This is a genomic window from Chitinophaga agrisoli (assembly GCF_008386695.1).
GTDB classification, from domain to species: Bacteria; Bacteroidota; Bacteroidia; order Chitinophagales; family Chitinophagaceae; genus Chitinophaga; species Chitinophaga agrisoli.
Genome location: NZ_VUOC01000001.1, coordinates 1,308,721 through 1,332,902 on the forward strand (window position 1 = coordinate 1,308,721; position 24,182 = coordinate 1,332,902).

The 24,182-nt window shown below is 50.7% G+C and carries 20 protein-coding genes; 13 read left to right on the plus strand and 7 right to left on the minus strand.

All coding sequences use genetic code 11. The annotated features are described in order from the left end of the window. Positions 1 to 251: 251 nt before the first annotated feature. From F0L74_RS05430 to F0L74_RS05445, 4 genes are all read right to left on the minus strand, one after another. Positions 252 to 1,163 (minus strand): bestrophin family protein, encoded by a 912-nt coding sequence (locus tag F0L74_RS05430; RefSeq protein ID WP_149836793.1) that lies wholly within the window; start codon positions 1,161 to 1,163, stop codon positions 252 to 254. 65 nt (positions 1,164 to 1,228) lie between these two features. Continuing rightward, entirely contained in the window at positions 1,229 to 1,708 is a 480-nt protein-coding gene (locus tag F0L74_RS05435) for a hypothetical protein (protein WP_149836794.1), read from the minus strand. A gap of 134 nt (positions 1,709 to 1,842) precedes the next feature. Then, complete coding sequence (locus tag F0L74_RS05440) at positions 1,843 to 3,210, minus strand: HAMP domain-containing sensor histidine kinase (RefSeq protein ID WP_149836795.1); 1,368 nt, start codon at positions 3,208 to 3,210, stop codon at positions 1,843 to 1,845. Further along, positions 3,194 to 3,886, minus strand: coding sequence for a response regulator transcription factor (locus tag F0L74_RS05445; protein WP_149836796.1), 693 nt, complete (start codon positions 3,884 to 3,886; stop codon positions 3,194 to 3,196). Before F0L74_RS05445 ends, F0L74_RS05440 begins: the two co-directional genes overlap by 17 nt. Positions 3,887 to 4,162: 276 nt before the next feature. On the opposite strand from F0L74_RS05445, the gene F0L74_RS05450 reads away from it, so the two are divergent. From F0L74_RS05450 to F0L74_RS05460, 3 genes are all read left to right on the plus strand, one after another. Next, positions 4,163 to 4,708, plus strand: a complete 546-nt coding sequence (locus F0L74_RS05450; RefSeq protein ID WP_149836797.1) for a YceI family protein — start codon at positions 4,163 to 4,165, stop codon at positions 4,706 to 4,708. 318 nt (positions 4,709 to 5,026) lie between these two features. Beyond that, positions 5,027 to 5,329 (plus strand): hypothetical protein, encoded by a 303-nt coding sequence (locus F0L74_RS05455; RefSeq protein ID WP_149836798.1) that lies wholly within the window; start codon positions 5,027 to 5,029, stop codon positions 5,327 to 5,329. 147 nt (positions 5,330 to 5,476) lie between these two features. Continuing rightward, positions 5,477 to 6,802, plus strand: coding sequence for a sigma-54-dependent transcriptional regulator (locus F0L74_RS05460; RefSeq protein WP_149836799.1), 1,326 nt, complete (start codon positions 5,477 to 5,479; stop codon positions 6,800 to 6,802). Here F0L74_RS05460 and F0L74_RS05465 read toward each other — a convergent pair. After that, positions 6,744 to 9,380 (minus strand): hybrid sensor histidine kinase/response regulator, encoded by a 2,637-nt coding sequence (locus F0L74_RS05465; RefSeq protein ID WP_246197647.1) that lies wholly within the window; start codon positions 9,378 to 9,380, stop codon positions 6,744 to 6,746. The genes F0L74_RS05460 and F0L74_RS05465 overlap by 59 nt on opposite strands. A gap of 182 nt (positions 9,381 to 9,562) precedes the next feature. Continuing rightward, positions 9,563 to 9,757 carry a hypothetical protein gene (locus F0L74_RS33620; RefSeq protein ID WP_213086896.1) on the minus strand — a complete coding sequence of 65 codons (195 nt, stop codon included), beginning with the start codon at positions 9,755 to 9,757 and terminating at the stop codon, positions 9,563 to 9,565. Between the two features lie 234 nt (positions 9,758 to 9,991). Here F0L74_RS33620 and F0L74_RS05475 point away from each other — a divergent pair, with 234 nt between their 5' ends. From F0L74_RS05475 to F0L74_RS05520, 10 genes are all read left to right on the plus strand, one after another. After that, positions 9,992 to 10,612, plus strand: a complete 621-nt coding sequence (locus F0L74_RS05475) for an RNA polymerase sigma factor (protein ID WP_149836801.1) — start codon at positions 9,992 to 9,994, stop codon at positions 10,610 to 10,612. Positions 10,613 to 10,656: 44 nt separating this feature from the next. Continuing rightward, a complete protein-coding gene (locus tag F0L74_RS05480; protein ID WP_149836802.1) occupies positions 10,657 to 11,763 on the plus strand; it encodes a FecR family protein in 1,107 nt (368 codons plus the stop codon). 25 nt (positions 11,764 to 11,788) lie between these two features. Then, positions 11,789 to 15,274, plus strand: coding sequence for a SusC/RagA family TonB-linked outer membrane protein (locus tag F0L74_RS05485; RefSeq protein ID WP_149836803.1), 3,486 nt, complete (start codon positions 11,789 to 11,791; stop codon positions 15,272 to 15,274). 26 nt (positions 15,275 to 15,300) lie between these two features. Further along, complete coding sequence (locus F0L74_RS05490) at positions 15,301 to 16,863, plus strand: SusD/RagB family nutrient-binding outer membrane lipoprotein (RefSeq protein WP_149836804.1); 1,563 nt, start codon at positions 15,301 to 15,303, stop codon at positions 16,861 to 16,863. Between the two features lie 79 nt (positions 16,864 to 16,942). Beyond that, positions 16,943 to 17,401 (plus strand): RidA family protein, encoded by a 459-nt coding sequence (locus tag F0L74_RS05495; protein WP_149836805.1) that lies wholly within the window; start codon positions 16,943 to 16,945, stop codon positions 17,399 to 17,401. 22 nt (positions 17,402 to 17,423) lie between these two features. Then, a complete protein-coding gene (locus tag F0L74_RS05500) occupies positions 17,424 to 18,656 on the plus strand; it encodes an aminotransferase class V-fold PLP-dependent enzyme (protein ID WP_149836806.1) in 1,233 nt (410 codons plus the stop codon). A gap of 19 nt (positions 18,657 to 18,675) precedes the next feature. Continuing rightward, the gene (locus tag F0L74_RS05505; protein ID WP_149836807.1) at positions 18,676 to 19,962 is read left to right on the plus strand and encodes an amidohydrolase/deacetylase family metallohydrolase; all 1,287 of its coding nucleotides are present in this window, start codon (positions 18,676 to 18,678) and stop codon (positions 19,960 to 19,962) included. A gap of 134 nt (positions 19,963 to 20,096) precedes the next feature. Then, positions 20,097 to 21,023, plus strand: coding sequence for an RraA family protein (locus F0L74_RS05510; RefSeq protein WP_149836808.1), 927 nt, complete (start codon positions 20,097 to 20,099; stop codon positions 21,021 to 21,023). Positions 21,024 to 21,048: 25 nt separating this feature from the next. Then, the gene (locus F0L74_RS05515) at positions 21,049 to 22,176 is read left to right on the plus strand and encodes a bile acid:sodium symporter family protein (protein ID WP_149836809.1); all 1,128 of its coding nucleotides are present in this window, start codon (positions 21,049 to 21,051) and stop codon (positions 22,174 to 22,176) included. A gap of 62 nt (positions 22,177 to 22,238) precedes the next feature. After that, on the plus strand, positions 22,239 to 22,538 hold the full coding sequence (locus tag F0L74_RS05520) for an ORF6N domain-containing protein (RefSeq protein WP_149836810.1): 300 nt from the start codon (positions 22,239 to 22,241) through the stop codon (positions 22,536 to 22,538). Here the strand turns inward: F0L74_RS05520 and F0L74_RS05525 are convergent. Further along, on the minus strand, positions 22,461 to 24,173 hold the full coding sequence (locus tag F0L74_RS05525; protein ID WP_149836811.1) for a RagB/SusD family nutrient uptake outer membrane protein: 1,713 nt from the start codon (positions 24,171 to 24,173) through the stop codon (positions 22,461 to 22,463). The two genes, F0L74_RS05520 and F0L74_RS05525, sit on opposite strands and share 78 nt — an antisense overlap. Between the last annotated feature and the right edge of the window lie 9 nt (positions 24,174 to 24,182).

A 24,182-nucleotide genomic window follows, 5' to 3' on the forward strand; every position in this document is an offset into this window, starting at 1 on the left:
CTCCGGTTCGTGTTTTTAATGGAATGCTCTGAAGTTTGCTTTAGATAAAATATGGCTTTGATTACGGCCCGAAAATACGCCGCTTGATGGAGTATTAATATGCGGATATGTTATCTGAACTTTAAATAACGCAGGCAATGTTAGATTCTAACATTGCCTGCGGGGGGGTTAACAGTGATGTTACTTCGTACTCGCGCCAACCGCTACCATGTTACCATCACAATGGCTATAATATAATTACCACGGTACAATTACAATATATAGAACCGCTCTGCCTGCTGCGTCTCCGGTACTTGCCTGTCCTGCAATATCTGCTTCAGATCCCGCTCAATATTCCGGGAGATAGCCGTCACCGGCGTATCCGTAGGTTTATTCTCAAACGGGTCCTGCAAATGGATGGCCATTTTCTCGATCAACAAGAAGGAAGCAGAGATCGCTACCACCAGCGGTATCTCAATCACCCCAAAGAATTCTATCAAGCCAAAAGGCAGCAGGATAATAAACAGGTTCATGGTGAGATGGATGTACAGGCTATACGTGGCCGGGAATATTGTATTCTTGATACGCTCACATTTTCCCATTGAGTCACACAGCCGCGTCAGCGTTCTGTCCAGTTCCACCTGCTGGTAACGGTTGATCCATCCCTGTTTCAGCGCATAGTCCAGATCGCGGGCATGCAGCTCCAGTAAGGCTACCGGTTTATTATCAAATTTGGAAATATATTCCAGTTCCCGCGCGCTGATCAGCCGGTCCAACCCATGCATAGGCATCAGCTTACGTAAGGATTGCCCCAGTGCATAACACCAGGCGATCTGCCGTTTTACAAACAGTTCCCGGAAACGCATCACCTCCGGTGGCGTCTCCTCCGGGTGGGCGGTAAACGTGATCAGCTGCCGCGTAAGCGTGCGCGAATCATTTACAATTGCGCCCCAGATAATACGGGCCTCCCACCAGCGCTCATAAGCCTGGTTAGAGCGGAAACCTAATAACAACGAGATCACCGTGCCCAGTATAGCCGGTATGGCTATGGGCACGGAAATCCTTAACGCATGGAAATTATGATGGAAGATAGCGATCGCCATAGCATACAGCGATATCCATACAAGTTCAAACTTGATCTTACCAAACACGTAACCGAAAGGAATATTCTCTTTAAGTAGCATACAACACAATTTTAGTTGGGACATGAACAAACGGCCGTTCTGCAGTAACAGCCGTTCTAAAATGATCAGGCAGTAGCAGCTGGCCGCAGGATCTTTATACGCAGGGAATCTTCGCGGCCATTGGGCGTTAAGGACAACAGCTGACAGCCGGACTTTTCAATAATGCGCAAGGGATCGATACTGTTTTTGGTTACCTTATTAAAACGGTAATACCGGTCATATGCGATCAGCGAAATAGCATTGCCAAACAGGAAGTTCTTGAACACCGCAATGGTGCTGCCATAAAAACATTCTACCTTAATACTGTTAATACGGGCGGGATAACTCTTCTCCAGTTCCGCGCACACCTTGCGGAATTCTTCGCTGATGTGCTCGTAATCTTTCATCCGGCGGGATAGCATCATCAGTTCCTGGATATTGTCAGACATTTTAAAGAAATGCACCAGCAATATGTTCATAGGCTCGTTAATTTCGGCGTTTACTGCCGCCTTTACCATGTCCAGTGAGCGTACGCTAAAGTCAGTGGGGATTAAAATATTTTTCATACACAATGTTTTTTGATGTTCTTGTTTTGTAGCACAAAGAAACACCCGCGGGGTTAGGGCGGCTTAAGAGCAGCATTAGAATGTTATGAGGAAGAGATTAGAACGGGATTAGAGAATAGGTATGTAGTTGATTATTAGCTTATTGCTACCGGCAGGTAGATCTTCACCATGGTGCCGCGCGGTTCCTGGCTTTGTATATCTATAGAGCCTTTATGCAGCCGGATGATGTTCAGGGTTAAAGGTAATCCAATACCATGCCCTTCATAGGGGGATGTGTTGGAGGCCCGGAAAAATGGCACAAATACCTGGGATAGCTCGCCTTTCGGTATCCCTATACCCTGGTCAGTGATCGTGATCATGAGGATGCGCGGCGTGGCCGTTAGCTGTACCACTACCATTTGGTTATCGGAGTATTTACAGGCGTTCAGCACTACATTGCTCAGCGCGAGTTTTAATAGGGTAAGGCTGCCTTCTGTGCTAAGGTTATCCGCCTCTTCCGGCAGGTTATTCAGGTCCAGGACCACCTGGTTGTTAGGATAGATTTGATCTGCCGTGGTCTTCACGCTCCATAGCAGCTCATCCAGCCGTATCTTTTCCCATTGCAGCTTTTGACCGTCAAAACCTGTCTGCGCCAGGCTTAGCAGGCTGCTCACCAGTTGGTTCAGCCGTCCTGCTTCCTGCATGATCAGTTCAAAGGAAGCCCGGTGCTCCGGCGGCAGGCTGCTTTTCTGCATGGCCAATTCCGCTTCCCCGGAGATGATGGTCAACGGCGTGCGGAATTCATGCGAGGCATTGCTGATAAAATTATTCTGCGTTTCAAAAATGGTCTCCAGGCGGGCCAGCATATCATTAAAGGTGATGGCCAGTTCCGCTATCTCATCGGTGCCATTACCGGTGTTTAACCGTAGGTGCAGGTTATTGGCGCTGATCTTTTGCACGTTATAGACAATATCACGCACCGGCTGGAAGATCTGTTTGCTGAAAACAATACCCGTGGTGAATACCACCACGGTAAACACCAGGAGGCCCACCGTTAGTACCTGCTTAAGGTTCTGCAGTTCCTCCGTGCCATACACATCCTGCGCGCTGGTCACCACCATAAAATCATGCCCCTTGCCCAGATATAAACCGGTATAAAAAATGCCATCCCGGTAAAAGCGCGTAGTGCCGTTTTCAATAGCATTTGTATAGAAATAGGTGGGCAGGGGCAGGGGCGATTTCTCCTTCAGTTCCGTTGTGCCGGGTTTAAAGTCCAGGTAATAGTCCTTCTCAAAAGGCAGGTTCTCCAGGTGTTCCTCCTTTAAGCGGAAATAGATATCCGTATTCAGCTTGTCTTCTTCCAGTTTGGCATGCGCTACTATCCGGGCCCTTACTTCCAGCCGGTGGTAGAAGTTCTGGAAAGTGCTGCGGGAGACGAAATAATAAATGAAAATACTCAGCAGCAGCATAATGCCCCCTGTAAGGCCGGTAAAAAGAAAGGCTATCTTATTTCGTATCTTCATATTCTTCGCGCATTACATACCCCATGCCTACCACAGTATGTATAAGTTTAGAGGAGAAATGTTTGTCTATCTTCTTCCGCAGGTAGTTTACGTATACATCCACTACATTGGTGCCCAGGTTAAAATCAATATCCCATACATGCTCCAGGATCTCGATGCGGGATAATACCCTGCGCTGATGTTTCATCAGGAATTCCAGCAGCCGGTATTCTGTGGCCGTCAGGTTCAGCTGCCGGTTGTCGCGGCGGGCGGTTTTGGAGGTGGTATCCAGTTCCAGGTCCCCTATGCGCAGCAAGTGTTCCTCCGGCTGCACGCTTTTTATACGCCGGGTAAGGGTCCGCACCCGGGCGCTTAGTTCCGCCAGCTTAAAAGGCTTTACCAGGTAATCGTCGGCGCCGCTGTCCAGTCCTGTTACAATATTTTCCGTGGTGCCTAATGCGGTCAGCATCATGATGGGGATCTCCTTATTCTGCTTACGGATGCTGCGGCAGATCTCCACGCCATTGATGCCAGGCAGCATAATATCCAGTATCACCAGGTCAAAATCATGGTCAGTGCTCATTTGCAGACCAGATACCCCGTCCATGGCCACGCTGATATCATAGCCGGATTCCGCCAGCCCTCTTTTTATAAGTGATACCACATTCGGCTCATCCTCCACCAATAATATCTTCATCAGCTCCGTTTTGGATGAAAATAATGAAATTCTGCACGTTACCCGTTTGTACATACATAGTTACATAGCTGTCCTGCCCCGTTATAATGCCTGCTGCCTAAGGGAATGGCATTTTATAATGAAATGTTAAAAGTTATAAATGTTAAAAAAGTACACTATTTCCGGCAAATAGTGCACTATGTATAATTGTTACAACAATTAATTTTAATCATCAGAAAACGGAATGGAAAGCATTTACGTATTCGTAAGGAACAAGGACTAAAAAACATTCATAATATGACTACCTGGAAAATTGATGCAGCACACAGCGAAGTAGGATTTAAAGTAAAGCACCTTATGATCACGAATGTGAGCGGGAGATTTACCAACTTTGAGGGAACCATTCACACCAACAGCGAGGACTTTCATGACGCCCGTATCAGCTTTGAAGCAGACGCCAGAAGCGTAACCACCTCCAACCACCAGCGCGATGAGCACCTGAAAACACAGGATTTCTTTGACTGCGACCAGTTTCCCCGGATAAGTTTTGTATCCAGACAGGTCAAAAAAGTAAGCGATGAACATTACCGCCTCATAGGCGATCTCACCATACGCAACCACACGCACAGTATAGAGCTGCATGTTACGTACAACGGCAGCACCCGCGATCCCTGGGGCCAGACCAAAGCGGGTTTTGACCTCAGCGGCCGCCTGCACCGCTCTGATTACGGCCTGCGCTGGAGCGCTACCACAGATACCGGTGGCCTCATACTGGGCGATGAAGTGAAGCTGCACATGCATATAGCGCTGGTACAGGAAGTACCGGTAAGCGTGGCGCAATAAAGGGTCAACTTAACTGACCAGCCACCGGCTGTCAACAATATAACATCCGTTCCCATTCCTCCGGAACATCAAAAAGTCGCTGATCATCAACGGGCAAATTCCCTGCAATCGCTGATGGCTGGCGGCTTTTTGCGTTTCAGATATGCTGACTTTATCCTCAATAATGGGAGTCCATCCTCATGTTTAATGTGTGAGGGGTACGCATTGTTTTGCGTAGAAAGTGTTCATAATCAATCTCATCCATTTCAGCCAAAATGGTGGCATATTTTTCATACAATAAAGGTGTTAAACCTTTTTGCTTATCTTAAATATTGAGCCATGAAAAAGATTGCATTATCATTGATGTTCGTTGCTTTTGCAGGTATGCTGACCGTTAGTGCCAACCACAAACAAACAGTAGCTCAGGTACAGGTGCAGGATGAAAGGAAACCCGTGAAGGTAGAAGAACTGCCCGATGCCGTGAAGACTACCCTGGCTACAGATGAATACAAAGAGTGGACAGCAGACAAGGCCTATTGGGTAAAACCTGCCAGCGGCTCAGAATTCTATGAAATTGAGCTGAAGAAAGGTGATGAAGCAAAAACCGTAAAATTAGATAAAGACGGTAAACCTGTTGCTTAATCCAATCCGTTACTTAACCAAGAGAACCCTGGACATGCAGTAGATAAACAACGGAAGTCCCCCCTAGGGGGGACTTCTCTATTTTTGTTTAATCCGCATTAGTTGACTAATATTACAGTTAAACGGAGTACCAGAATAATACACGCTATGCCCAATATATTACTTGTCGAGGATGACACTACTTTTTCGCAGATCCTGGAAGGCTTCCTGAAGAAGCATGGCCATGACGTAGATGCTGTTTATAACGTAAAGAACGGCGTCCGCTCCCTGGAAAAGAAAGAGTACGACCTGCTGCTGCTGGATTATCGCCTTACGGATGGGAACGGGCTGGAAGTACTGGCTGCCGCCAAAGAACGGGGCATGCATATACCCGCCATTATCATGACCAGCTTTAACGACGTGCGCACCGCTGTACAGGCCATGCGTTCCGGCGCTTTCGACTATATCACCAAACCGGTAAACGCTGACGAGATGCTGCTCGTGCTCAATGAAGCGCTTAACCGTAAGGATGCTGAGCCTGCCAGCCAGCAAAAGGTATTATCTGGTTTTATTGAAGGCGATAGCGAGGTTTCCCATAAATTATACGAATACATTAAGCTGGTAGCCCCTACCGATATGTCTGTGATCATATTGGGGGAAAGCGGTACCGGTAAGGAATACGTGGCCCGCTCTATCCACAGCCTCAGCAAACGGGCAGAGAAGCCTTTCATCGCCGTGGATTGTGGCGCCCTCTCCAAAGAGCTGGCCGCCAGCGAGCTGTTTGGCCATATTAAAGGCGCTTTTACCGGCGCCCTCCAGAACAAAAAAGGCCTGTTCGAAGCCGCCAACGGCGGTACCCTCTTCCTTGATGAAGTAGGCAACCTTAGCTACGAAGTACAGGTAAAGCTGCTCCGCGCCCTGCAGGAAAGGGTTATACAGCCCATTGGCAGCACCCAGCAGATAAAGGTGGATGTACGTATCATCACCGCCACCAACGAAGACCTGCCCTCAGGTAAAAGCAATTTCCGCGAAGACCTCTACCACCGTCTTAACGAGTTTAAGATGGAAGTACCCGCCTTACGGGAAAGGGAAGAGGACCTGGAGATCTTCACCGAGCATTTCATCAAGCTGGCCAACCAGGAGCTGGGCCGCTCTGTAAAACGGATCTCTTCCGGCGCCATGACCGTGTTCCGCCAGTACGACTGGCCGGGTAACCTGCGTGAGCTTAAGAACGTAATCCGGCGGATGGTATTACTCTCCGAAACAGAGACCGCCGGTATGGAAAGCCTCCCTGACGAGATGACCTTCTCTGTGAACCAGATGCCCAAATCACCCAGTACAGACCTCAAGGCCCTTAATGAAACCAATGAAAAAGAATTGATCCGGGAAATACTGCGCCAGGTAAAGAACAATAAAAGCAAAGCCGCCCGGCTGCTTAATATTGATCGTAAGACGCTTTATAAAAAGATGGAGAAGTATCAGATTGAGGGATAAACAGGGAGTCTACCTTGTACAGCAAAGCCCTCATGGCTACGGCCACCTGGTCTATCGCTGCTGCGGCGTCACTGGGGCTGACGGTATCCTGTTGCAGCGATATTTCCAGTACCCGCATCCTGGCCGCCAGTTCACCCGCCCCTATCTGGGCAGTACGGCCGGCCATCCGGTGCAGTAACAGCATCATCTGCTCCATATCCTCACCCTTAGCCGCCATACACAGCTGGTCCAGGTCATAACGGTTATCATTGCTAAAACGTTCCAGGATCTTCTGGATCTGGGTTTTATCCCCAAAAGTCAGTTTTTCCAGTGCGGCCAGGTCAATATCTTCCTCCTCGTTTTCCATTTCATAATCGCCGCCTTCGTCTACATAGTGCTCATCCAGCAGGGCCAGGATCTCCGCTTCGCGGAATGGCTTCATCAGCAGGCCATCAAACCCGCCTGCCTGCAGCACCGCCTCCCGTTCTTCCGGTAAGGCCTGCGCGGTAAGGGCAAAGATCTTCACATCGTCCGGTATATAGGTCCGTAGCCGGTGGCACAGCTCTGCGCCATTAATGCCCGGCATACGCATATCTGCCAGTATCAGCGTTACGTCGTCATCCCAGGGTGTTTCCAGCAGGGTTTCCGGTAGATGGAAGCATTTATGGGCAATGGCATGTTTTTCAAAAATAGAGGAGCACAGGTGCAGGATAAATGGATCATCATCCACTACCCATACCTTACCCTCAAAATGGCCATAATAATGGGTGGCCTCTGTAAGCGGCAGTATAGGCGCACCGCTGGCGGCTGCAAAGGGCAACGCTATGGCAAAGCTGGAGCCCTTGCCCGGTTCGCTGGTCACCTCTATGGAGCCATTCTGCGCTTCCGTGAGGGCTTTTACTATGCTTAGTCCCAACCCGGTGCCGTTATAATTGGCGGTATCGGTAGCCTGTTCAAACTGGTTAAAGATGCGGCGCACATCCTTGGGGGAAATGCCTTTGCCGGTGTCGCTTACGGTAAACGTCAGCAGTACGCCATCGTCTTCCGTGGTGGCGCTATCCTCCACACTCAGGGTAACCTGCCCTTCGTCCGTAAACTTAATGGCATTACCCAGCAGGTTATATAGCAGCTGTTTCAGGCGGAAGGGATCTCCGTTCACCACGCCGCCGCCTGTAATATTATTGTTCAGGGCGAGGACCAGCGCTTTTTTCTCCGCCTGCGGACGGATCACCGCTATTACCTCTTCCAGCAATGGGCGCAGGTCAAAATCCCGGCGCTCAAACGTGAACTTCCCGGAGATGATGCGGCTATAATCCAGCACCTCGTTCACAATATGCAGCAGGTGCTCAGAGGAGTGGAAGATGGCGTCCAGGTGTTTCCGGGACGGTTTGTCCTGCTGCCGCAGCAGGTCCGCATAACCAATAATGGACTGTAAGGGCGTCCGGATCTCATGGCTCATATTGGCCAGGAAACGCTGTTTGGCCATGCCATGATACTCCGCTTCCTCCTTGGCCTGTTCCAGCTCTTGCCGGTACGCATTACTCCGGGTTATATCGGTAAGGATAAGATATACAAGGATGGCCATCAGCAGCAGGAACACGCCCATGATGATACTGATGCGCATAACGCTGGTGCTAACCGTGTTTCTGGCCAGCACATTGTTATGCTCCTCCTGTTTCACCACTTCTTTTTCTACTTCCTGCAGGATAGAAAGCATTTGGCTGGTCAGCACATTACTGGCGTTGGCCAGCTCTATTTCCCGGTTCACAAAACGGCTGCTCTGCAGGCGGCGCTCTTTTTCATAGTCCTGCATAGCCTTTTCAACCTCCCACATAATGCTGTCCTGTTTGGCCAGGGCCAGGGTGTCTATTTTCACATTCACCTCTTCCTTCACCATTTTAGTGGGCGCCTGCTGGGCCGGTGGCGGCACTTCGGCCTCACCTTCCGCCGGTGGCGGGGGCGATTCTGGCTTTTTCTTACCAAACAGGCGGCTAAAGAAACCGCTTTTTACAGGCGGCGTTTCTTCTTCCTTTTCCGCCACGGTGGCGGAATCAGAGGGGTATATAAAGGTGGTGGAGATCTTTTTCTCTGTGGTGATCACCGTACTGTCTATCTGCGGGGCGCTGTTCAGGATCAGTTCGGAAAGGGTCTGTATCTGTTTGGTAAGATCGTTATTGTCTACCAGCCCTTGTCTTACCTGCAGATAGTTCAGGAACAGCTTATCCCGCTCCAGCAGCAGGTGTTTCATAGAATCCAGGCGTTCCCTTTGATTGGCATTATCGCGGTACAGATCACGCAGGCTATCCATTGCCAGGCGGAGCATCTTGGATTCGTTCAGGAAAGTTTTGTAGGAATTGGCCTTGATGAGGGCTTGCCGTTTCTGTAGCTGGTCAAGTTGGGTAATATCGCGGAAAAGGGTGTTTACGATCCGCAGTTTCTCATTAGGCTCAGAAAGGCTTTTTACCGTGTGCAGCATTTCCCGGAATGCGGTACGGCTCACTATCCACGCTAGTCCCAGGGCAATACAACCTGCCAGGAAGGCAATCACCACCTTCCCCTTGACAGACCGTGTAAAAGAACTGTTACCGGGATAATTCATCAATCACAAACCTTTTTGCGCTATCAATAATAAGCCTTTTTGCCCTATTAGGGAAGCTTTTTCACATGTTTTAACGTTTGATTATAAACTCCAGGCGGGGCAAACAGTTGGCTAGTGCCCTTAATAATATACCTATTGCGTGACCAATACGACAGATGTATGGTGCAAAATCCGGACCATATCTACCTCACTTTATACAACCCCGCCGCCACACTTTCCACCACCCCCTTGGGCAACAACCTTACCGCCGCTGCCGTCACCACATTCAGTACCCCGGGTATGATCTCCGCCTTACCCGCAAACAATCCCTGCACGCACCACTCATATACTTGTAGGGCAGCGCCCGCTACAGAAAGGTCTTGCACCAGGTAATGCACGGTAATATTATATTGGGTGGATAACAGGCCGGCCAGCTCTTGTAACTCGCTGCCGGAGCGCGCTACCAGCAGCAGATTATATTTTTAGCAGCCAGCAGGTGAGCCATGGCCCGGCCTATTCCCCTACTGGCCCCGGTAATGAGGGCGTATGATGACATGAAGGTAATGTAGAAACTTTTTTGTATTATTATCCGATCCTCCTTTTTTGAACACGCAATTATTTATCTACGCTGCATGCAATCTGAGAACCATATAACATGGTGGAATGCGTTTAAACAGGGCGATTGGACAGCTTATACGGCTTTGTATGAAGCGTTCTACGCGCCGCTGAATAACTATGGCGTTAAATTTACAGACGATGCGGACTTGGTGCAGGATGCCATACATGATCTGTTTGTACAGCTGTGGACCAGCCGCAATAACCTCAGTGTTCCCGCATCGGTAAAGAATTACCTCTATAAATCCCTGCGCACCCTTTTATTCCGCAAAATACAATCACAGGCGAAGGTAGTGGACATTGATGGCGTGGCAGCCAGCGAACGCTTCACCGTTACCTTTAAACAGGAGCTTACCTTAAATATAGAGGCGCAGGAACTGCGGCAACAGGTAGCCGCCCTTATAGAAAAACTGCCCGCCCGCCAGCAGGAGATCATCTTCCTCCGTTTTTTCGAAGGCGCCACGTATGATGAGATTGCAGACATCATGGGCATCAGCACCAACTCCGCCTATAAATTATTATATAAAGCGCTGGAAAATCTCCAGCGCATTTTAAATAAACGCGCTTTGGCGCTACTGTACTGCATTTTACTGCAATCTGAAATTTTCTTTAAATTTTTTCAGGAATGGGAGGGATAATTTTTCCTCTTTTTGTCTAATAGATTTAAACGGCCCATTAATGCATGCATAACGACAAATACATAGCATATAGCTTACAGGATTTCCTGGATGATGATGCATTTGTCAAATGGGCTACCGGCGCAGTGCCGGGCCAGACAGAGGCCGGCCGCTTCTGGTCTTCTTTTACGGAAACATACCCTGGTAGTGCTGGCAACTTTACACAGGCTTTACAATTCATTCAAACCTACCGCAGCCAGGAGGTAACCACCGCGGCAGACCGGAAAGCGGCCCTGCTGAACAGGATCACCCAAACGCTGGAAGGACAGCAGCAGTTGCCGGAGGCGCCGCAGGCGACGAAGGCATCCCGCGCCTCGCGGGACACTCTCCCCGCGCAAAAGGCACGGCTCCGTTGGCTACGCCCCTGGATGAAAATAGCTGCCTCGCTGCTGCTGATACTGGCCACCGGGTACCTTACCCTCCAGTTCATGCACCGCAAACAGATCGTAGACACTGGCTACGGAGAAAAACGTACCGTAACGCTGCCGGATCATTCCATAGTGATACTCAACGCCAACTCCAGCCTGCACTACGCTAACAGCTGGGATACCAGCGCCCCCCGCGAAGTGTGGATAGAAGGCGAAGCCTTCTTCGATGTGGCGCATATTAATACAGATCCGTTACACATCCACCCGCACGAACGGTTTATCGTACATAGTAAAGACATAACAATAGAAGTACTAGGCACCTCCTTTAATGTGAAAAGCCGCCACGGAAAAACTAACATAGGGCTCGTTACAGGTAAGATCAAAGTAAATTCCACAGGTACGCATGATAGGCCGGCTATCGTGATGTTACCGGGTGATTATATAGAATACGGCGGCGAATCGCTGCTACGCAACCAAAAACTAGAAAGGCCAGAAAAGCTAAAGGACTGGACCAGGAAGGAAATAATCTTTACCAACGCCGCACTGGAGGAAATAATCGAAACACTCCAGGACAACTACGGCTATACCGTTGAAACAAAAGACGAGCACATCCGGCGAATGAAAATCGAAGGAGAGATCAACGTTGCCAATGTTGACGAGCTCCTCACCGTCATCTCTACTACGCTGAATGTCAAAGTGAACAAATCTTCAGAAAAACATCTGGTTTTTTATTTAGGTAGATAGCGGAATATCTGCTAAAAAAAAAGACATGACACGAACAGACCAAAATCTCATTTTGGGCCTCCTTTGGTGTGCCCTCACGTTTGGTATGGGAAGCCCTGTAACTGCGCAGATTGGTAAAGTGTACGCATCCAGACAAACAACCACGTTTCACGCTACCTCCCAGAGCGGAGGTAACAACAAAGCTACGATCTCGTTAAAAGAGGCGCTGGACCGCCTCCGCAAGTTCCATAATATCCGTATCGCGTATCGCGAAGGCCTGCTGGATGGAAAGACCATTGCCGCAGACCTGCTTGATAAAGCAGAACGTATGGAGCCGGAAGCCGCGCTCAAACAGGTTTTAACAGATCAGCGGCTGGAGTATAAACGGATCAATGAAAAACAATTCTCCATCTTTAATCCATCCGCACACACCACAGATAGCCTCGCCAGCCTGCTAAGCGTTTATATGATGGCGGATAAGCTAAAGGGACGCGTGATCTCTTCTAAAGACAGCGGCGCCATACCCGGCGCTACCATCTACCTGAAGAGCGATCCCTCCACCGCTACCATGGCGGATGGCGACGGCCGGTTTGAGCTGACGCTAAAAGACAAGGATAAAACCGGCCCCCTGGTGCTCGTCATCTCCTCTATCGGTTTTGAAAAACAGGAGGTCACCGTATCAGACCCAAACGGCACGATAATCGTAAAGCTGGAAGACGCTAACAAATCGCTCTCAGAAGTGGTGGTCACCGCGCTGGGCATCCGTAAGGAAAAGAAAGCCGTGGCCTTTGCCGTAACAGAAGTAAGCGGCAGCGAGTTCACCAAAGCGCGCGAAATCAACATCGCCAACGCCCTCAGTGGAAAGATCGCGGGCGTAAATGCCACCAGCCTGGCCAGCGGTCCCGGTAGCTCCAGCCGTGTGATCATACGCGGTAACGGCTCCCTTAACGGGGATAACCAGCCGCTGTACGTGGTGAACGGTATGCCCATAGATAATACAAGCCCCGGCGGCACACCCACTACCAGCGATGGTGGCCTGAACGTAGACCGTGGGGATGGTATTGCCGGCATTAACCCGGATGATATTGAGACCATGAGCGTGCTCAAAGGCGGTCCCGCGGCAGCCCTCTATGGTTCCCGCGCGGCTAACGGGGTGATACTTATTACAACGAAAAAAGGCAGGGCAAGAAAGGGCATAGGGGTTGACTATAACACCACGTTAACGCTCGAAAACCCTTCGGTTACTCCGGACTGGCAATATGAATACGGACAAGGGGATGGTGGAGTAAAACCGACCACACAGCAGCAAGCCATTGACTGGGGGCGCCGTTCATTCGGTACCCCCATGGATGGCAGCCTGTACACCGCTTTTGATGGTAAACAACATCCCTATTCGCCGCAGAAGGATAATATTAAGAACTTCTACAACACCGGCACTACCTTCATCAATACCCTGGCATTTAACGGCGGCTCAGAAGTGGTGAATTACCGTTTCTCCCTGTCTAATACAGACAGCAAAAGCATCCTGCCCAATTCTTCCCTCAATAAGAAGATCGCTAACCTCAATGTAAACGCCTACCTGGGCAAAAAGATCAGCATCGAAGCGGTAGCGCAATACAATGTGGAGAACGCCAAGAACCGGCCCAGCGCTGGCGATGCAACGGGCAATCCTAACTGGGCCGTGTACATGATCGCCAATACGGTGGATATACGGTCCATGGCTCCGGGTTATGACTCGGCCGGCCGGGAAATACAGTGGAACGAAACGCCCTATGCGTCCAACTCCTATTTTGTGATCAACCGTTTCCAGAATAACGATACCAAAAACCGTTTCATTGGCCAGGCCAGTATCCGGTACGATGTGCTCAAGAACCTGTTTGTAAAAGGCAGCGTGAGCCGCGATTTCTTTAACTACGATTTCACCGGCATCATACCTACCGGCACCGTGTATACATTGGGTGGTACGGGTACCTATAGTGGCAAAAGGGTATCCGTGGCAGAGACCAATGCCATGCTCACGATGAACTACAATACAAAGTTCTGGGATAAAGTAGGCCTTAACGTGCTGGCTGGCGGTAACAAACGCAAGTACACCAGTGACGAAACAGATATAGACGGTACGCAGTTTGTAATACCGTTCTTCTATAGCTATACCAACCTGGCTACCGTTACCACCAAACCTATCCGCAACCGTACCGCTACCAACTCCCTGTTTGGTTCAATAGACCTGGATTATAAATCACTCATCTTCCTTACCCTTACCGGGCGGCAGGACTGGTTCTCTACCCTCAGTCCTTTAAGCAACAGTATCTTTTACCCGGCTATTGGTACCAGCTTTATTTTATCAGATGCGGTGCAGCTGCCTGCCTGGGTGAACTTCGCAAAGATCCGCGCTTCCTGGGCGCAGGTGGGCGGCGCTACGCCAGACCCGTATATCCTGAACCAGACCTTCAGCAGCGTACAGGGCGGCCACCTGGGCCAGCCGGTACAGCAGGTGACTACTTCGCAGAATGTGAACCTGGTGACCAATGCCACGCTTAAACCGCTTACCTCTACCACCTACGAGGCTGGCCTGGAAGCGCAGTTCCTGCACAACCGCTTAGGTATAGACCTTACCTTCTACGATCGTAAAACCACTAATGATATCGTACGCACTGCCATCTCCCGGGCCTCTGGTTATAACGATGCGCTCCTCAACGTAGGCGAGGTGGATAACAAAGGCGTAGAGTTATTGCTGACCGGCACACCGGTAAAAAGCAAATCTTTCTCCTGGGATGTTAGCTACAACGTAGCCTACAACAAGAACGAAGTAGTAAAACTGGCAGAAGGCCTCAATACCATACAAATGGCGCAGAGCGTAGGCGGCTGGGCATTTGTGCACAATACGGTAGGCCGTCCCTATGGTATCATCAAAGGCTACAAAATGGAGCGGAATGAAAAAGGCGACATCATCTACGCCAGCAACGGTTATCCCGTTAAAAGCGACCTGGTAGAGCTGGGGCAAGGCGTACCGCCCCTTACCATGGGCATCACCAACACCTTTAACTACAAACGCCTCTCCTTTGAGTTTTTGGTGGATGGTAAGTTTGGCAACAAAGTATTCTCCACCATGGATGTATACGCTACCCGCTTTGGCCTGCATAAAAGCACCCTGCCGGGCCGGGAGAACGGGCTGGTACTAAGTGGCGTAAATGAAGCCGGCAATGCGGATACCCACACCATACCGGTAGCCAACCTGCGGCTCTATTATGATAACCTGAAGAACTACACAGAGCTTTTTGTGCAGGATGGCAGCTTTGTAAAACTGCGCCAGGTAATACTCAGCTACCAGCTGCCACTGGATCATGTATGGAAGCTCAAGATGCAGTCTGCCTCCGTATCACTTGTAGCGCGCAACCTGCTTATCCTGTATAAGAATACAGACAATTTTGATCCGGAGTCCAGTTATACCAGCGGCAACGCGCAGGGTTTCGAGGCCTTTGCGGTACCGCGTACGCGTAGCTATGGCTTTAACCTGATGGTGAAATTCTAATTATTCACACTTACACCAAGGAAAATATGTTAAGGACTATTCATAAACTGATCTATGTGGCTGTAATGGGTGTATTGGCATTACAGGCCTGTGATAAAGGGTTTGAAGAGATGAATGTAAACCCGGATGCTTCCCCCGTGGTAGAGCCGGAGTATATGTTCAGTAAAGCCCTGCTGGATGGGATCAGTGGCGGCTATGGCACCAGCACCGCCACTTACTACTCCACCAGCGTGGTATGTGCCGGCGGCGCTATCCAGCATTTTGCTACCTATAAGGATGTACCCGGCCTGGGCGATAAATACTACTGGCAGCAGGGCAGCTATCCCTACGCTTTTTTTGAGAATAGTTATCCCGGCGCCGTAAACGAGATCACTACCGTAGTACAGGCGTTGGAAAAAGACGCGGCAGCCAGTGGCAACAAACTACCCATTGCCCGTATCTGGCGGGTATACGTCATGCACCGTTTAACAGACCTCTACGGAGATATCCCTTATACAGACGCTATCAAAGGCTATACAGACAATAATTTCACCCCCGTATATGACCAGCAGTCTGCCATCTATCCCAATATGCTCAAAGAGCTGGAAGACGCAGCTGCCGCCATTAACCTGGATGCAAGTGTGCCCACATTTGGCGCAGGTGATTTTATCTATAAGGGGAATGCCACACAGTGGAAGAAATTCGCCTACTCACTCATGCTGCGCCTGGGTATGCGCCTCACTAAAATAGATCCGGCCCTGGCTCAAACCTGGGTGGGTAAAGCCATTGCCGGTGGGGTTATCACCACAGAGGCAGATGTGGCATACATGAAGTATGCCGATGGCCCGCAGACCTACAACCAGAACCCCGCCTCCTTTGATATGCTGAGTAACAACTTTGCCTCCGCAGACGGTACCAGTAATACAGAAGGCGGTAAATACGCAAAAACCTTTATTGACTTCCTGAAAACCAATAACGATCCCCGCCTGCCGGTAATAGCCGTGGTGTGGGTCAACGGTCAGCCCAACAGCAGCCCGGCGGTGCAGAAAGGTATGCCCAACGGGCTGCTGGGCAAACCGGCAGATTTTATCTCTTATTCAGAACCTAACCCGGCTACCATCCTGCAAAAATCCGCTCCCTACATTATCATGAGCGGCGGAGAAATGAACCTGCTGCTGGCAGAAGCCGCTGCCCGCGGCTGGTACGGCGGCGATATCTCCGCAGCTTTTACGGCCGGCATCACCGTATCCATGCATAACTGGGCCCTGTTTGGCGGCGCAGGTATCATCAGCAACGAAAACATCAACACCTACCTTACCGCACATCCCTTCAATAACACCGGCGCCCTCACGGATAAGCTTAATCAGATCCATACCCAGATGTGGGTTACCCTGTTCCTTGATGAACAGGAGGGATGGGCCAACTGGCGCCGTACCGGTTTCCCGGCATTGGTACCCGTAAACATTCCCGGCAATATCACCAACGGCACTATTCCGCGCCGCCTCATCTACCCGCCCTCAGAAGAAAGCGTAAATAGCGCCAACTTCCAGCAGGCCGTAGACCGCCAGGGACCTAATGATTTTGTGACCCGCGTATGGTGGGATAAATAAACAGCTAATCACTAAACCCTGCCTTTAATCTGTAGCCGTCATCTACGGGCTATAGCTAAAGGCTAAAAGCTAGTTAATCATGTTAAACGAAAGACGGAACGTACTCAAGAAACTGTTTGCTTCCCTGGCTGGCATCGCCGGCCTGAATGTAGTGGCCAAAGCTGCCTCAAATACCACATTCGATAAACAGGCAAAAAACGTGGTATACGATCAGGAAATACCGCTATTCTCCAGCTCCACCAAACACGGTGGCTTTGTATTCCTGGCCGGCATAGGCGCACACTTCGAAGGCGATATCAAAGCCCACACAGATCATGTGCTCAAAGAGATGGAAAACCAGCTCAAAAAAGCCGGCTCCTCTATGGATAAGGTCCTAAAAGTGAGCGTTTTCCTGCATGACCTGAACGACTATAAAGCAATGAACGAAGTATTCCGCGGCCGCTTTGGCAGTAACCCGCCTGTTCGTACCACCGTGGCCGTATATGGCGGCGTTCCGGGAAATTCACTGGTGGAGATGGATTGCATAGCCGCCGTATAACAAACCTTTCATACCACATATTATGATTACGCGCAGAAATTTGATCAAAAATCTTTCTGCCGTCCCCCTCTTGGGTGGACTGGCAGGTACAGCCAGCATACTGCCTTTTACGGAGGCAGCCGCGGCGGCTCCCGCAAGGGACTATTTCGCGGAACTGGGTGTACGCACCTTCATCAATGCAGCCGGTACCTACACGGCCATGACAGGTTCGCTGATGCTGCCGGAAGTGCTGGCCGCCATCCAGTACGCCGCCAAAGATTTTGTGATGCTGGATGAGATCCAGGATAAAGCCGGACAACGGATCGCCAAACTGGTACGCAGCGAGTATGCAGTAGTTACCTCCGGCGCTTTCTCCGCCATCACCCTGGGCCTCACCGGCGTGCTCTCCGGCATGGATGAGAAAAAGGCCGCCCTGCTGCCACACCTGGCCGGCACCGGTCTTAAAACAGAGGTCATCATGCAAAAAGCGCACGATATTCCTTATGCCCACGCACTAAAGAATACCGGCGTAAAAGTGATCCAGGTAGAAAGCCGCGAAGGGCTGGAAAAGTCCATCAACGACCAAACCGCCATGCTCTTCTTCGTAAACGCAAACAACGCAGAAGGCCCGGTAAAAGTAGAAGACTTCATAAAGATCGCCCACGCCCATAACCTGCCCGCTATGATAGACTGCGCGGCAGATGTACCGCCGGTGGAGAACCTGTGGCGTTTTACAGAAATGGGCTACGATATGGTCTGCTTCTCCGGTGGCAAAGGTATCCGCGGCCCGCAAAGCGCGGGCCTGTTGCTAGGTAAGGAAAAATACCTCAAAGCCGCCCGTTTAAGCATGCCGCCCCGCGGTAATACCATCGGCCGGGGCATGAAAGTAAATAAGGAAGAAGTATTAGGCATGATGGTAGCCCTGGAATACTACCTGCAACGCGATCATGTAAAAGAATGGAAACTCTGGGAAGGCCAGATAGACCTGATCAGCAAAGCAGCTGCATCAGTGCCCGGCGTAAAAACAGAGACCGTTGTACCGGAAACCGCGGCTAACCATATACCCACCCTGCGCATCTCCTGGGATGCGGAGAAAGTGCCCGTAACAGCCACTGCCCTCAGGGAAAAACTACGTAACGGCTCTCCATCCATAGAAGTGGCAGACGCGCCACATGGCAATAAATACGGGATCAGCATCACCACCTGGATGATGGCGCCCGGCCAGGAAAAGATAGTGGCAGCGCGGCTAAAGGAAGCGCTCTCACATTTGTCCTAACGTAAAAATATATACGTCCATGTACAAGATGGCAAGATACGGAAGCCTGCTGATAGGCCTCCTGCTGGCCGTGCGGCTAACCCATGCCCAGCAATACAGCCTGCTTTTAAAAGGTGGTCATGTAATAGATCCTAAGAACAACATCAACCGGGTAATGGATATCGCCATCAGTGGCGATACCATTGCCGCGGTAGCGCCTTCCATAGATGCAGCAAAGGCCGCCCGCGTTATCCACGCAGAAGGGCTCTACGTAACACCCGGGCTCATAGACATCCATAGCCACAACTTTGCCGGCACAGAAGAGAACCGCTACCTGCGCAACAGCTACACCGCTATTGCACCGGATGGTTTTACATTCCGCTGCGGAGTAACGACGGTAGTGGATGCTGGCAGCTCCGGTTGGCGCAGCTTCGAAAAGTTTAAGAAGCAGACCATCCTCCACTCGCAAACCCGCGTACTCGCTTTCCTGAATATAGTAGGCGAAGGCATGGCCGGTGGCGTATACGAGCAGAACATGGAAGATATGGATGCAAAGATGACCGCCCTCACCATCCAGCAAAACAAACAATACCTGGTAGGCATAAAAGTAGCCCACTACGTAGGCAGCGTATGGACGCCGGTAGATCGTGCGGTCGAAGCAGGTAACATCGTTGGCGTACCGGTGATGATCGACTTCGGCTCCCAACACCCGCCGCTCTCCCTGGATTCCCTGTTCATGGAGCACTTGCGGCCAGGTGATATCTTCACTCATGCCTACGCCCAGCTCAAAAGCCGGATGCCCATTGTAAATGCCAATGGCCAGCTGGAGCCTTTTGCCCTGGCTGCCCGCAAACGCGGGATCATTTTTGATGTAGGCCATGGCGGCGCCAGCTTCTCCTTTTCACAGGCCATACCTGCGCTCAAAGCCGGCTTCTATCCATCTACCATCAGCACAGATATCCATACTACCAGCATGAACGCCGGCATGAAAGACATGCTTAATGTAATGTCCAAATTCCTGGTCATGGGTATGGATGTACCCGGCATTATCAAAGCCTCCACGTGGGAGCCCGCTAAGGCCATCCATCACGAAGAACTAGGTCACTTATCACCTGGCGCCGTGGCGGATATCGCCATTCTCCAGGTCATGAAAGGCAAGTTCGGTTTTATAGACGCTACCGGCTCCCGCCTGGAAGGTAACCAGAAACTGGAGTGTGAGCTCACCCTCCGCGCCGGCAAAGTAGTATACGATCTCAATGGCCTGGCCAGCCTGCCTTATCGTGCTGGCGCCACCCTGCAGGTAGAAGAACATGCCGGTGATCATTAAAACTAATATTCCAGGAACAGTAAATACTTGATCTGATACAACATCAGGATATGATAGCACACAGCATACATCGCATTGATTGGAACAATGAACAGTGTTTCCCTGCCGGTCCGGCAAACAGGCCTTGCAGGCACATGTCAATAGCATCCCTCCTAACGCTGCTCCTGGCATTCGCCTGCTGGCCTGCTTTTTTATCCGCCCAAACCCTCTCTAAAGAGGAACTGGTATTCCTGACGGCCGCCTGGAAAGGCGAACGTTTCCCGGATGGCCGTCCTAAGATCCCCGATAGCCTTATCGAAAAAGCCCGGCACATCGGCATCGAAGAAGCCTGGACCATCCTGGATAACGAAGGCTACCACTGCCAGTTTGAAGGCAACTGGAAGATCCTCCACCCGGAAACGCCCGTAGTAGGCCGCGCCGTTACCGCTCAATACCTGCCCTCCCGCCCGGATATAGAAAAGAACATACTGGACAGAGGCCATGGCAAAGGCTTCAAAGGCAACACCAATTCATGGCCTATCCAGCAACTCACCAAAGGCGATGTATACGTGGCAGACGGTATGGGCAAAATAGCGGAAGGCACTATGATAGGCGATAACCTGGGCAATGCCATCTTCACCAAAACCGGCAGCGGTGTGGTCTTCGATGCGGCCGCCCGCGACCTGGAAGGCCTGCGGGATATTCCCGGCTTTAACGCCTTTGTGCGCGACTGGGATCCGTCTTATCTGAAGAACGTATTGCTCATGGGCCTCAACACTCCCATCCGTATTGGCCGCGCGGTAGTATTACCCGGTGATCTGGTGCTGGCGCAGGAAGAAGGTATCCTCTTCATACCCGCCCACATGGCAGAGAAAGTTATCAACACCGCCATCTTCATCGGCATGAAAGACGAATTCGGCCACGCTATGTTAAAGTCCGGCAAATACACCCCCGGCGAGATCGATAACCAATGGAGTGATAAGATCAAAGAAGAATTCCTGCAATGGCTGCAACAGCATCCTGGTCCCATACAGCTCAACCGCCAATCGCTGGATGCCTACCTGCAGGGCCGTACCTGGTAAGTGATTATTTAAAACTGATACAAACATGTCTTTTTCCAACAGATCCAGCCGCCTGCCCGGTATTACGGCGCTGCTGCTACTCATCACCAACATCGTCATGTTTTCCGTAGGCAGGGGAGCGCAGGCCGGTCCTTCTATGATCGCCTGCTGGATAGCCCTGGCATGGTGCTGTAACAGTTATCCCGCCACCAAAGGCTATGTATATACGCTCATGATCTTTGCGGCAGTCACCACCGCCCTGTATTATCCACAGCCCTTCATCAAACCTAACGGCTGGGATCTGTCCATCCTCATCACACCCCTCATTCAGGTCATCATGTTTGGTATGGGTACCTCCATGAGCCTGCGCGATTTTTACGGTGTAGTAAAAATGCCGGCCGGCGTATTGGTAGGCATCACCTGTCACTTTACCATTATGCCGCTGGTAGGCCTGGGCCTCGCTACTGTTCTGCACTTCCCGCCGGAGATCGCCGCCGGCGTTATACTGATCGGCTCTGCTCCCTGCGGTATGGCCTCCAATGTGATCTCTTACCTCGCAAAAGCCAACCTGGCCCTCTCCGTTACCTTAACAGCTGTATCCACCCTGCTGGCGCCTTTTATCACGCCATTACTGATGGAATGGCTGGCCGGTAACTACATTGAGATCAGCGTACAGAAAATGATGTGGGATATCTCTAAAATGGTGCTCATCCCGGTAGCCGGCGGCCTGGTATTCAACCATTTCCTCAGCGGCCGCATTGGCTGGCTCGATAAGCTCATGCCTAAATTATCCATGGCGGCTATTGCCTTTATTATCGTGATCATCACCGCCCACGGACGGGATAGCCTTCTGAATGTAGGCGCCTTACTGGTAGTAGCTGGCCTGGTACATAACCTGTCCGGCTATACATTGGGCTACTGGTTCTGCCGCCTCATCCGCATGAAGGAGCAGGATTGCCGGACCATTGCCATCGAAGTAGGTATGCAAAACGGCGGACTGGCATCCGCCATCGCGAAAGAGATGGGCAAGATAGCTACTGTAGGTTTGGCCCCTGCGATATTTGGACCGGTGATGAATATTACAGGATCATTATTGGCATCCTGGTGGCACCGGCGGCCGCCGGAAGAGGAGGAAGTGGATGCGCAGGTAGGAGAGGGATTAACGGCGTATTAACTTCTTCTTCTGCAAATACCGCTAACTTCCAGCCTTTGTAATCCAAAGGATTTGTTAATCATATGAAGTTAGTTGCTATCCAGAGTAAAATATATGAGATAAGAGGACAGAAAGTAATGTTAGACTTTGATTTGGCTGAATTATATGAGGTGCCAACAAAAATACTGAATCAGGCAGTAAAGAGAAATGAAGACCGTTTCCCGGTCGATTTTATGTTTCAGCTGACTAAAGAAGAATATGAAAGTTTGAGGTCACAAATTGTGACCTCATGTTTACCCACCACATCAATTCCACCCCTCATTCTGCGGATACGCCTCTCCCGTCGTCACCGCATCCAGCTGCGTCTGCGGAATAGGCCGTAACACATGTTTCGCCTGTATATTATTCGTCCCATCTGTATTATGCAACCTTATCCGCTGCAGCAATTTACCCGTCCTCACCAGGTCCCACCACCTCACCAGCTCGCCACACAGCTCCCGGGAGCGCTCATCCAGTATAAAATCCTGCGACAGATCGCCTACCTGCACATCCATCTGCTGAGGATTTCCCGTAGGATAAGCCGCCCGCTCACGGATGGCGTTAATATAACGCAGCGCATCCCCGGCACGGCCATCCATAAACAGGGCTTCGGCGGCGATTAAATAAGTATCTGCCAGCCGGTACACGATCACCGGCCGTATAGATGGGTAATTCATATCCGCCCGTTTGGTATCAAAATACTTGAACATAGCCGGCGATAAAGAAGTAGTATAGGTCCGGGGCGGCATCAGCTTATAAGGCGCCGCAGCTATCTCGGCATCAGTTACATCATGTCCGGGCATAAAGATCGCCGTATCGCCCATCTTAAATTTAGGTTGACCAGCTACCGCGCCGGCAGGAGCGCCCGGCGGCAGAGGACTGGGCCAGCTGGGAATATTACCGGGGTTATTCGCCAGCCACGCCACCTGGAAAGTCTTCTGATAACGGCTATCATTCACCCGCTCCGCAAACACCGTATCCAGCAGCCAGCGGGTAGGTATACACCGGATATACGGCCGGCCGTACAACGTGCTGCGTTGCATGCCGGATTGTTCCTCATACCGGGGCACCCACATATGGTTCAGCACATTATCCGTACCGCCGCTGTTATTAGGCCCGTTATAAGCCAGGTTGGATGTATGTTGTACCGTCCACAGTACTTCACTGTTGTTTTCATTCCCCTCCCTGTATACATCCGCAAAGTCCGGCTGCAGGGATAATCCGGCGGCAGGGGCTACATTGTTGATGAGGTCCATGGCCACTGTGTAGGCGTTCCGGTAATCATCTGCCTGTTTAGCCGAAGAACCAGCCCGGGTAAGATATACTTTTGACAATACATGCATGGCAGCGGCCTTATTCGCCTTACCGGGCAGCATCCCTGTACTGAATGGCCCTGCCGGCAAACCGGCGATAGCATCTTTCAGGTCCTGTACAATAAAATCATATACATCCTTCATCGGCGCCCGTGTAGCAGAGGTGATAATACTGTTCTGAAAATGTTCATTCAGCGTTACATCCCCCCAGAACTGTACCAGCGCGAAATACACATTAGCGCGCAGGAATTTCGCCTCCGCTACCATCCGGTTCTTCACGGCTGTATCCATACCCGTCACGGCCGGCGCATAATCTACAATACCGTTACAGGTATTGATAAACGTATAACAGGCTTTCCATACATTGCCCACCACACCGGTAGAAGGCGTATAGTTGCTGTTATACTTATTAATATCATTATTCCCGTCTATCCCGGTAATAAATTCATCTGTGCCGATCACTGTCATGGTAAACAGGTCCTGTGTGCCCCACAGTGTGCGGGTACTGCCGTAAGCGGCGTCCATTGCCAGTTGCAGCCCCTGTGCGGTAGAAAGGAAGTCCGGCGTAAGAATGGCCCGGGGTTGCTCATCCAGTTTTTTCTGACAGCTGCCAAGCGCAAAGATCAGCGGTAAAGCCAGGTATATAATAGTGCGTAAACGTTTCATGTAAACAGG

What these genes read in the sequence shown, in the direction of transcription:
- F0L74_RS05430 (WP_149836793.1), bottom strand. Translation starts at nt 1,163, where the DNA reads ATGCTACTTAAAGAGAATATTCCTTTCGGTTACGTGTTTGGTAAGATC.
- F0L74_RS05435 (WP_149836794.1), bottom strand. Translation starts at nt 1,708, where the DNA reads ATGAAAAATATTTTAATCCCCACTGACTTTAGCGTACGCTCACTGGAC.
- F0L74_RS05455 (WP_149836798.1), top strand. Translation starts at nt 5,027, where the DNA reads ATGAAAAAGATTGCATTATCATTGATGTTCGTTGCTTTTGCAGGTATG.
- F0L74_RS05460 (WP_149836799.1), top strand. Translation starts at nt 5,477, where the DNA reads ATGCCCAATATATTACTTGTCGAGGATGACACTACTTTTTCGCAGATC.
- F0L74_RS05475 (WP_149836801.1), top strand. Translation starts at nt 9,992, where the DNA reads ATGCAATCTGAGAACCATATAACATGGTGGAATGCGTTTAAACAGGGC.
- F0L74_RS05515 (WP_149836809.1), top strand. Translation starts at nt 21,049, where the DNA reads ATGTCTTTTTCCAACAGATCCAGCCGCCTGCCCGGTATTACGGCGCTG.
- F0L74_RS05510 (WP_149836808.1), top strand. Translation starts at nt 20,097, where the DNA reads ATGTCAATAGCATCCCTCCTAACGCTGCTCCTGGCATTCGCCTGCTGG.
- F0L74_RS05505 (WP_149836807.1), top strand. Translation starts at nt 18,676, where the DNA reads ATGTACAAGATGGCAAGATACGGAAGCCTGCTGATAGGCCTCCTGCTG.
- F0L74_RS05520 (WP_149836810.1), top strand. Translation starts at nt 22,239, where the DNA reads ATGAAGTTAGTTGCTATCCAGAGTAAAATATATGAGATAAGAGGACAG.
- F0L74_RS05485 (WP_149836803.1), top strand. Translation starts at nt 11,789, where the DNA reads ATGACACGAACAGACCAAAATCTCATTTTGGGCCTCCTTTGGTGTGCC.
- F0L74_RS05465 (WP_246197647.1), bottom strand. Translation starts at nt 9,380, where the DNA reads ATGAATTATCCCGGTAACAGTTCTTTTACACGGTCTGTCAAGGGGAAG.
- F0L74_RS05440 (WP_149836795.1), bottom strand. Translation starts at nt 3,210, where the DNA reads ATGAAGATACGAAATAAGATAGCCTTTCTTTTTACCGGCCTTACAGGG.
- F0L74_RS05480 (WP_149836802.1), top strand. Translation starts at nt 10,657, where the DNA reads ATGCATAACGACAAATACATAGCATATAGCTTACAGGATTTCCTGGAT.
- F0L74_RS05450 (WP_149836797.1), top strand. Translation starts at nt 4,163, where the DNA reads ATGACTACCTGGAAAATTGATGCAGCACACAGCGAAGTAGGATTTAAA.
- F0L74_RS05500 (WP_149836806.1), top strand. Translation starts at nt 17,424, where the DNA reads ATGATTACGCGCAGAAATTTGATCAAAAATCTTTCTGCCGTCCCCCTC.
- F0L74_RS05445 (WP_149836796.1), bottom strand. Translation starts at nt 3,886, where the DNA reads ATGAAGATATTATTGGTGGAGGATGAGCCGAATGTGGTATCACTTATA.
- F0L74_RS05495 (WP_149836805.1), top strand. Translation starts at nt 16,943, where the DNA reads ATGTTAAACGAAAGACGGAACGTACTCAAGAAACTGTTTGCTTCCCTG.
- F0L74_RS05525 (WP_149836811.1), bottom strand. Translation starts at nt 24,173, where the DNA reads ATGAAACGTTTACGCACTATTATATACCTGGCTTTACCGCTGATCTTT.
- F0L74_RS05490 (WP_149836804.1), top strand. Translation starts at nt 15,301, where the DNA reads ATGTTAAGGACTATTCATAAACTGATCTATGTGGCTGTAATGGGTGTA.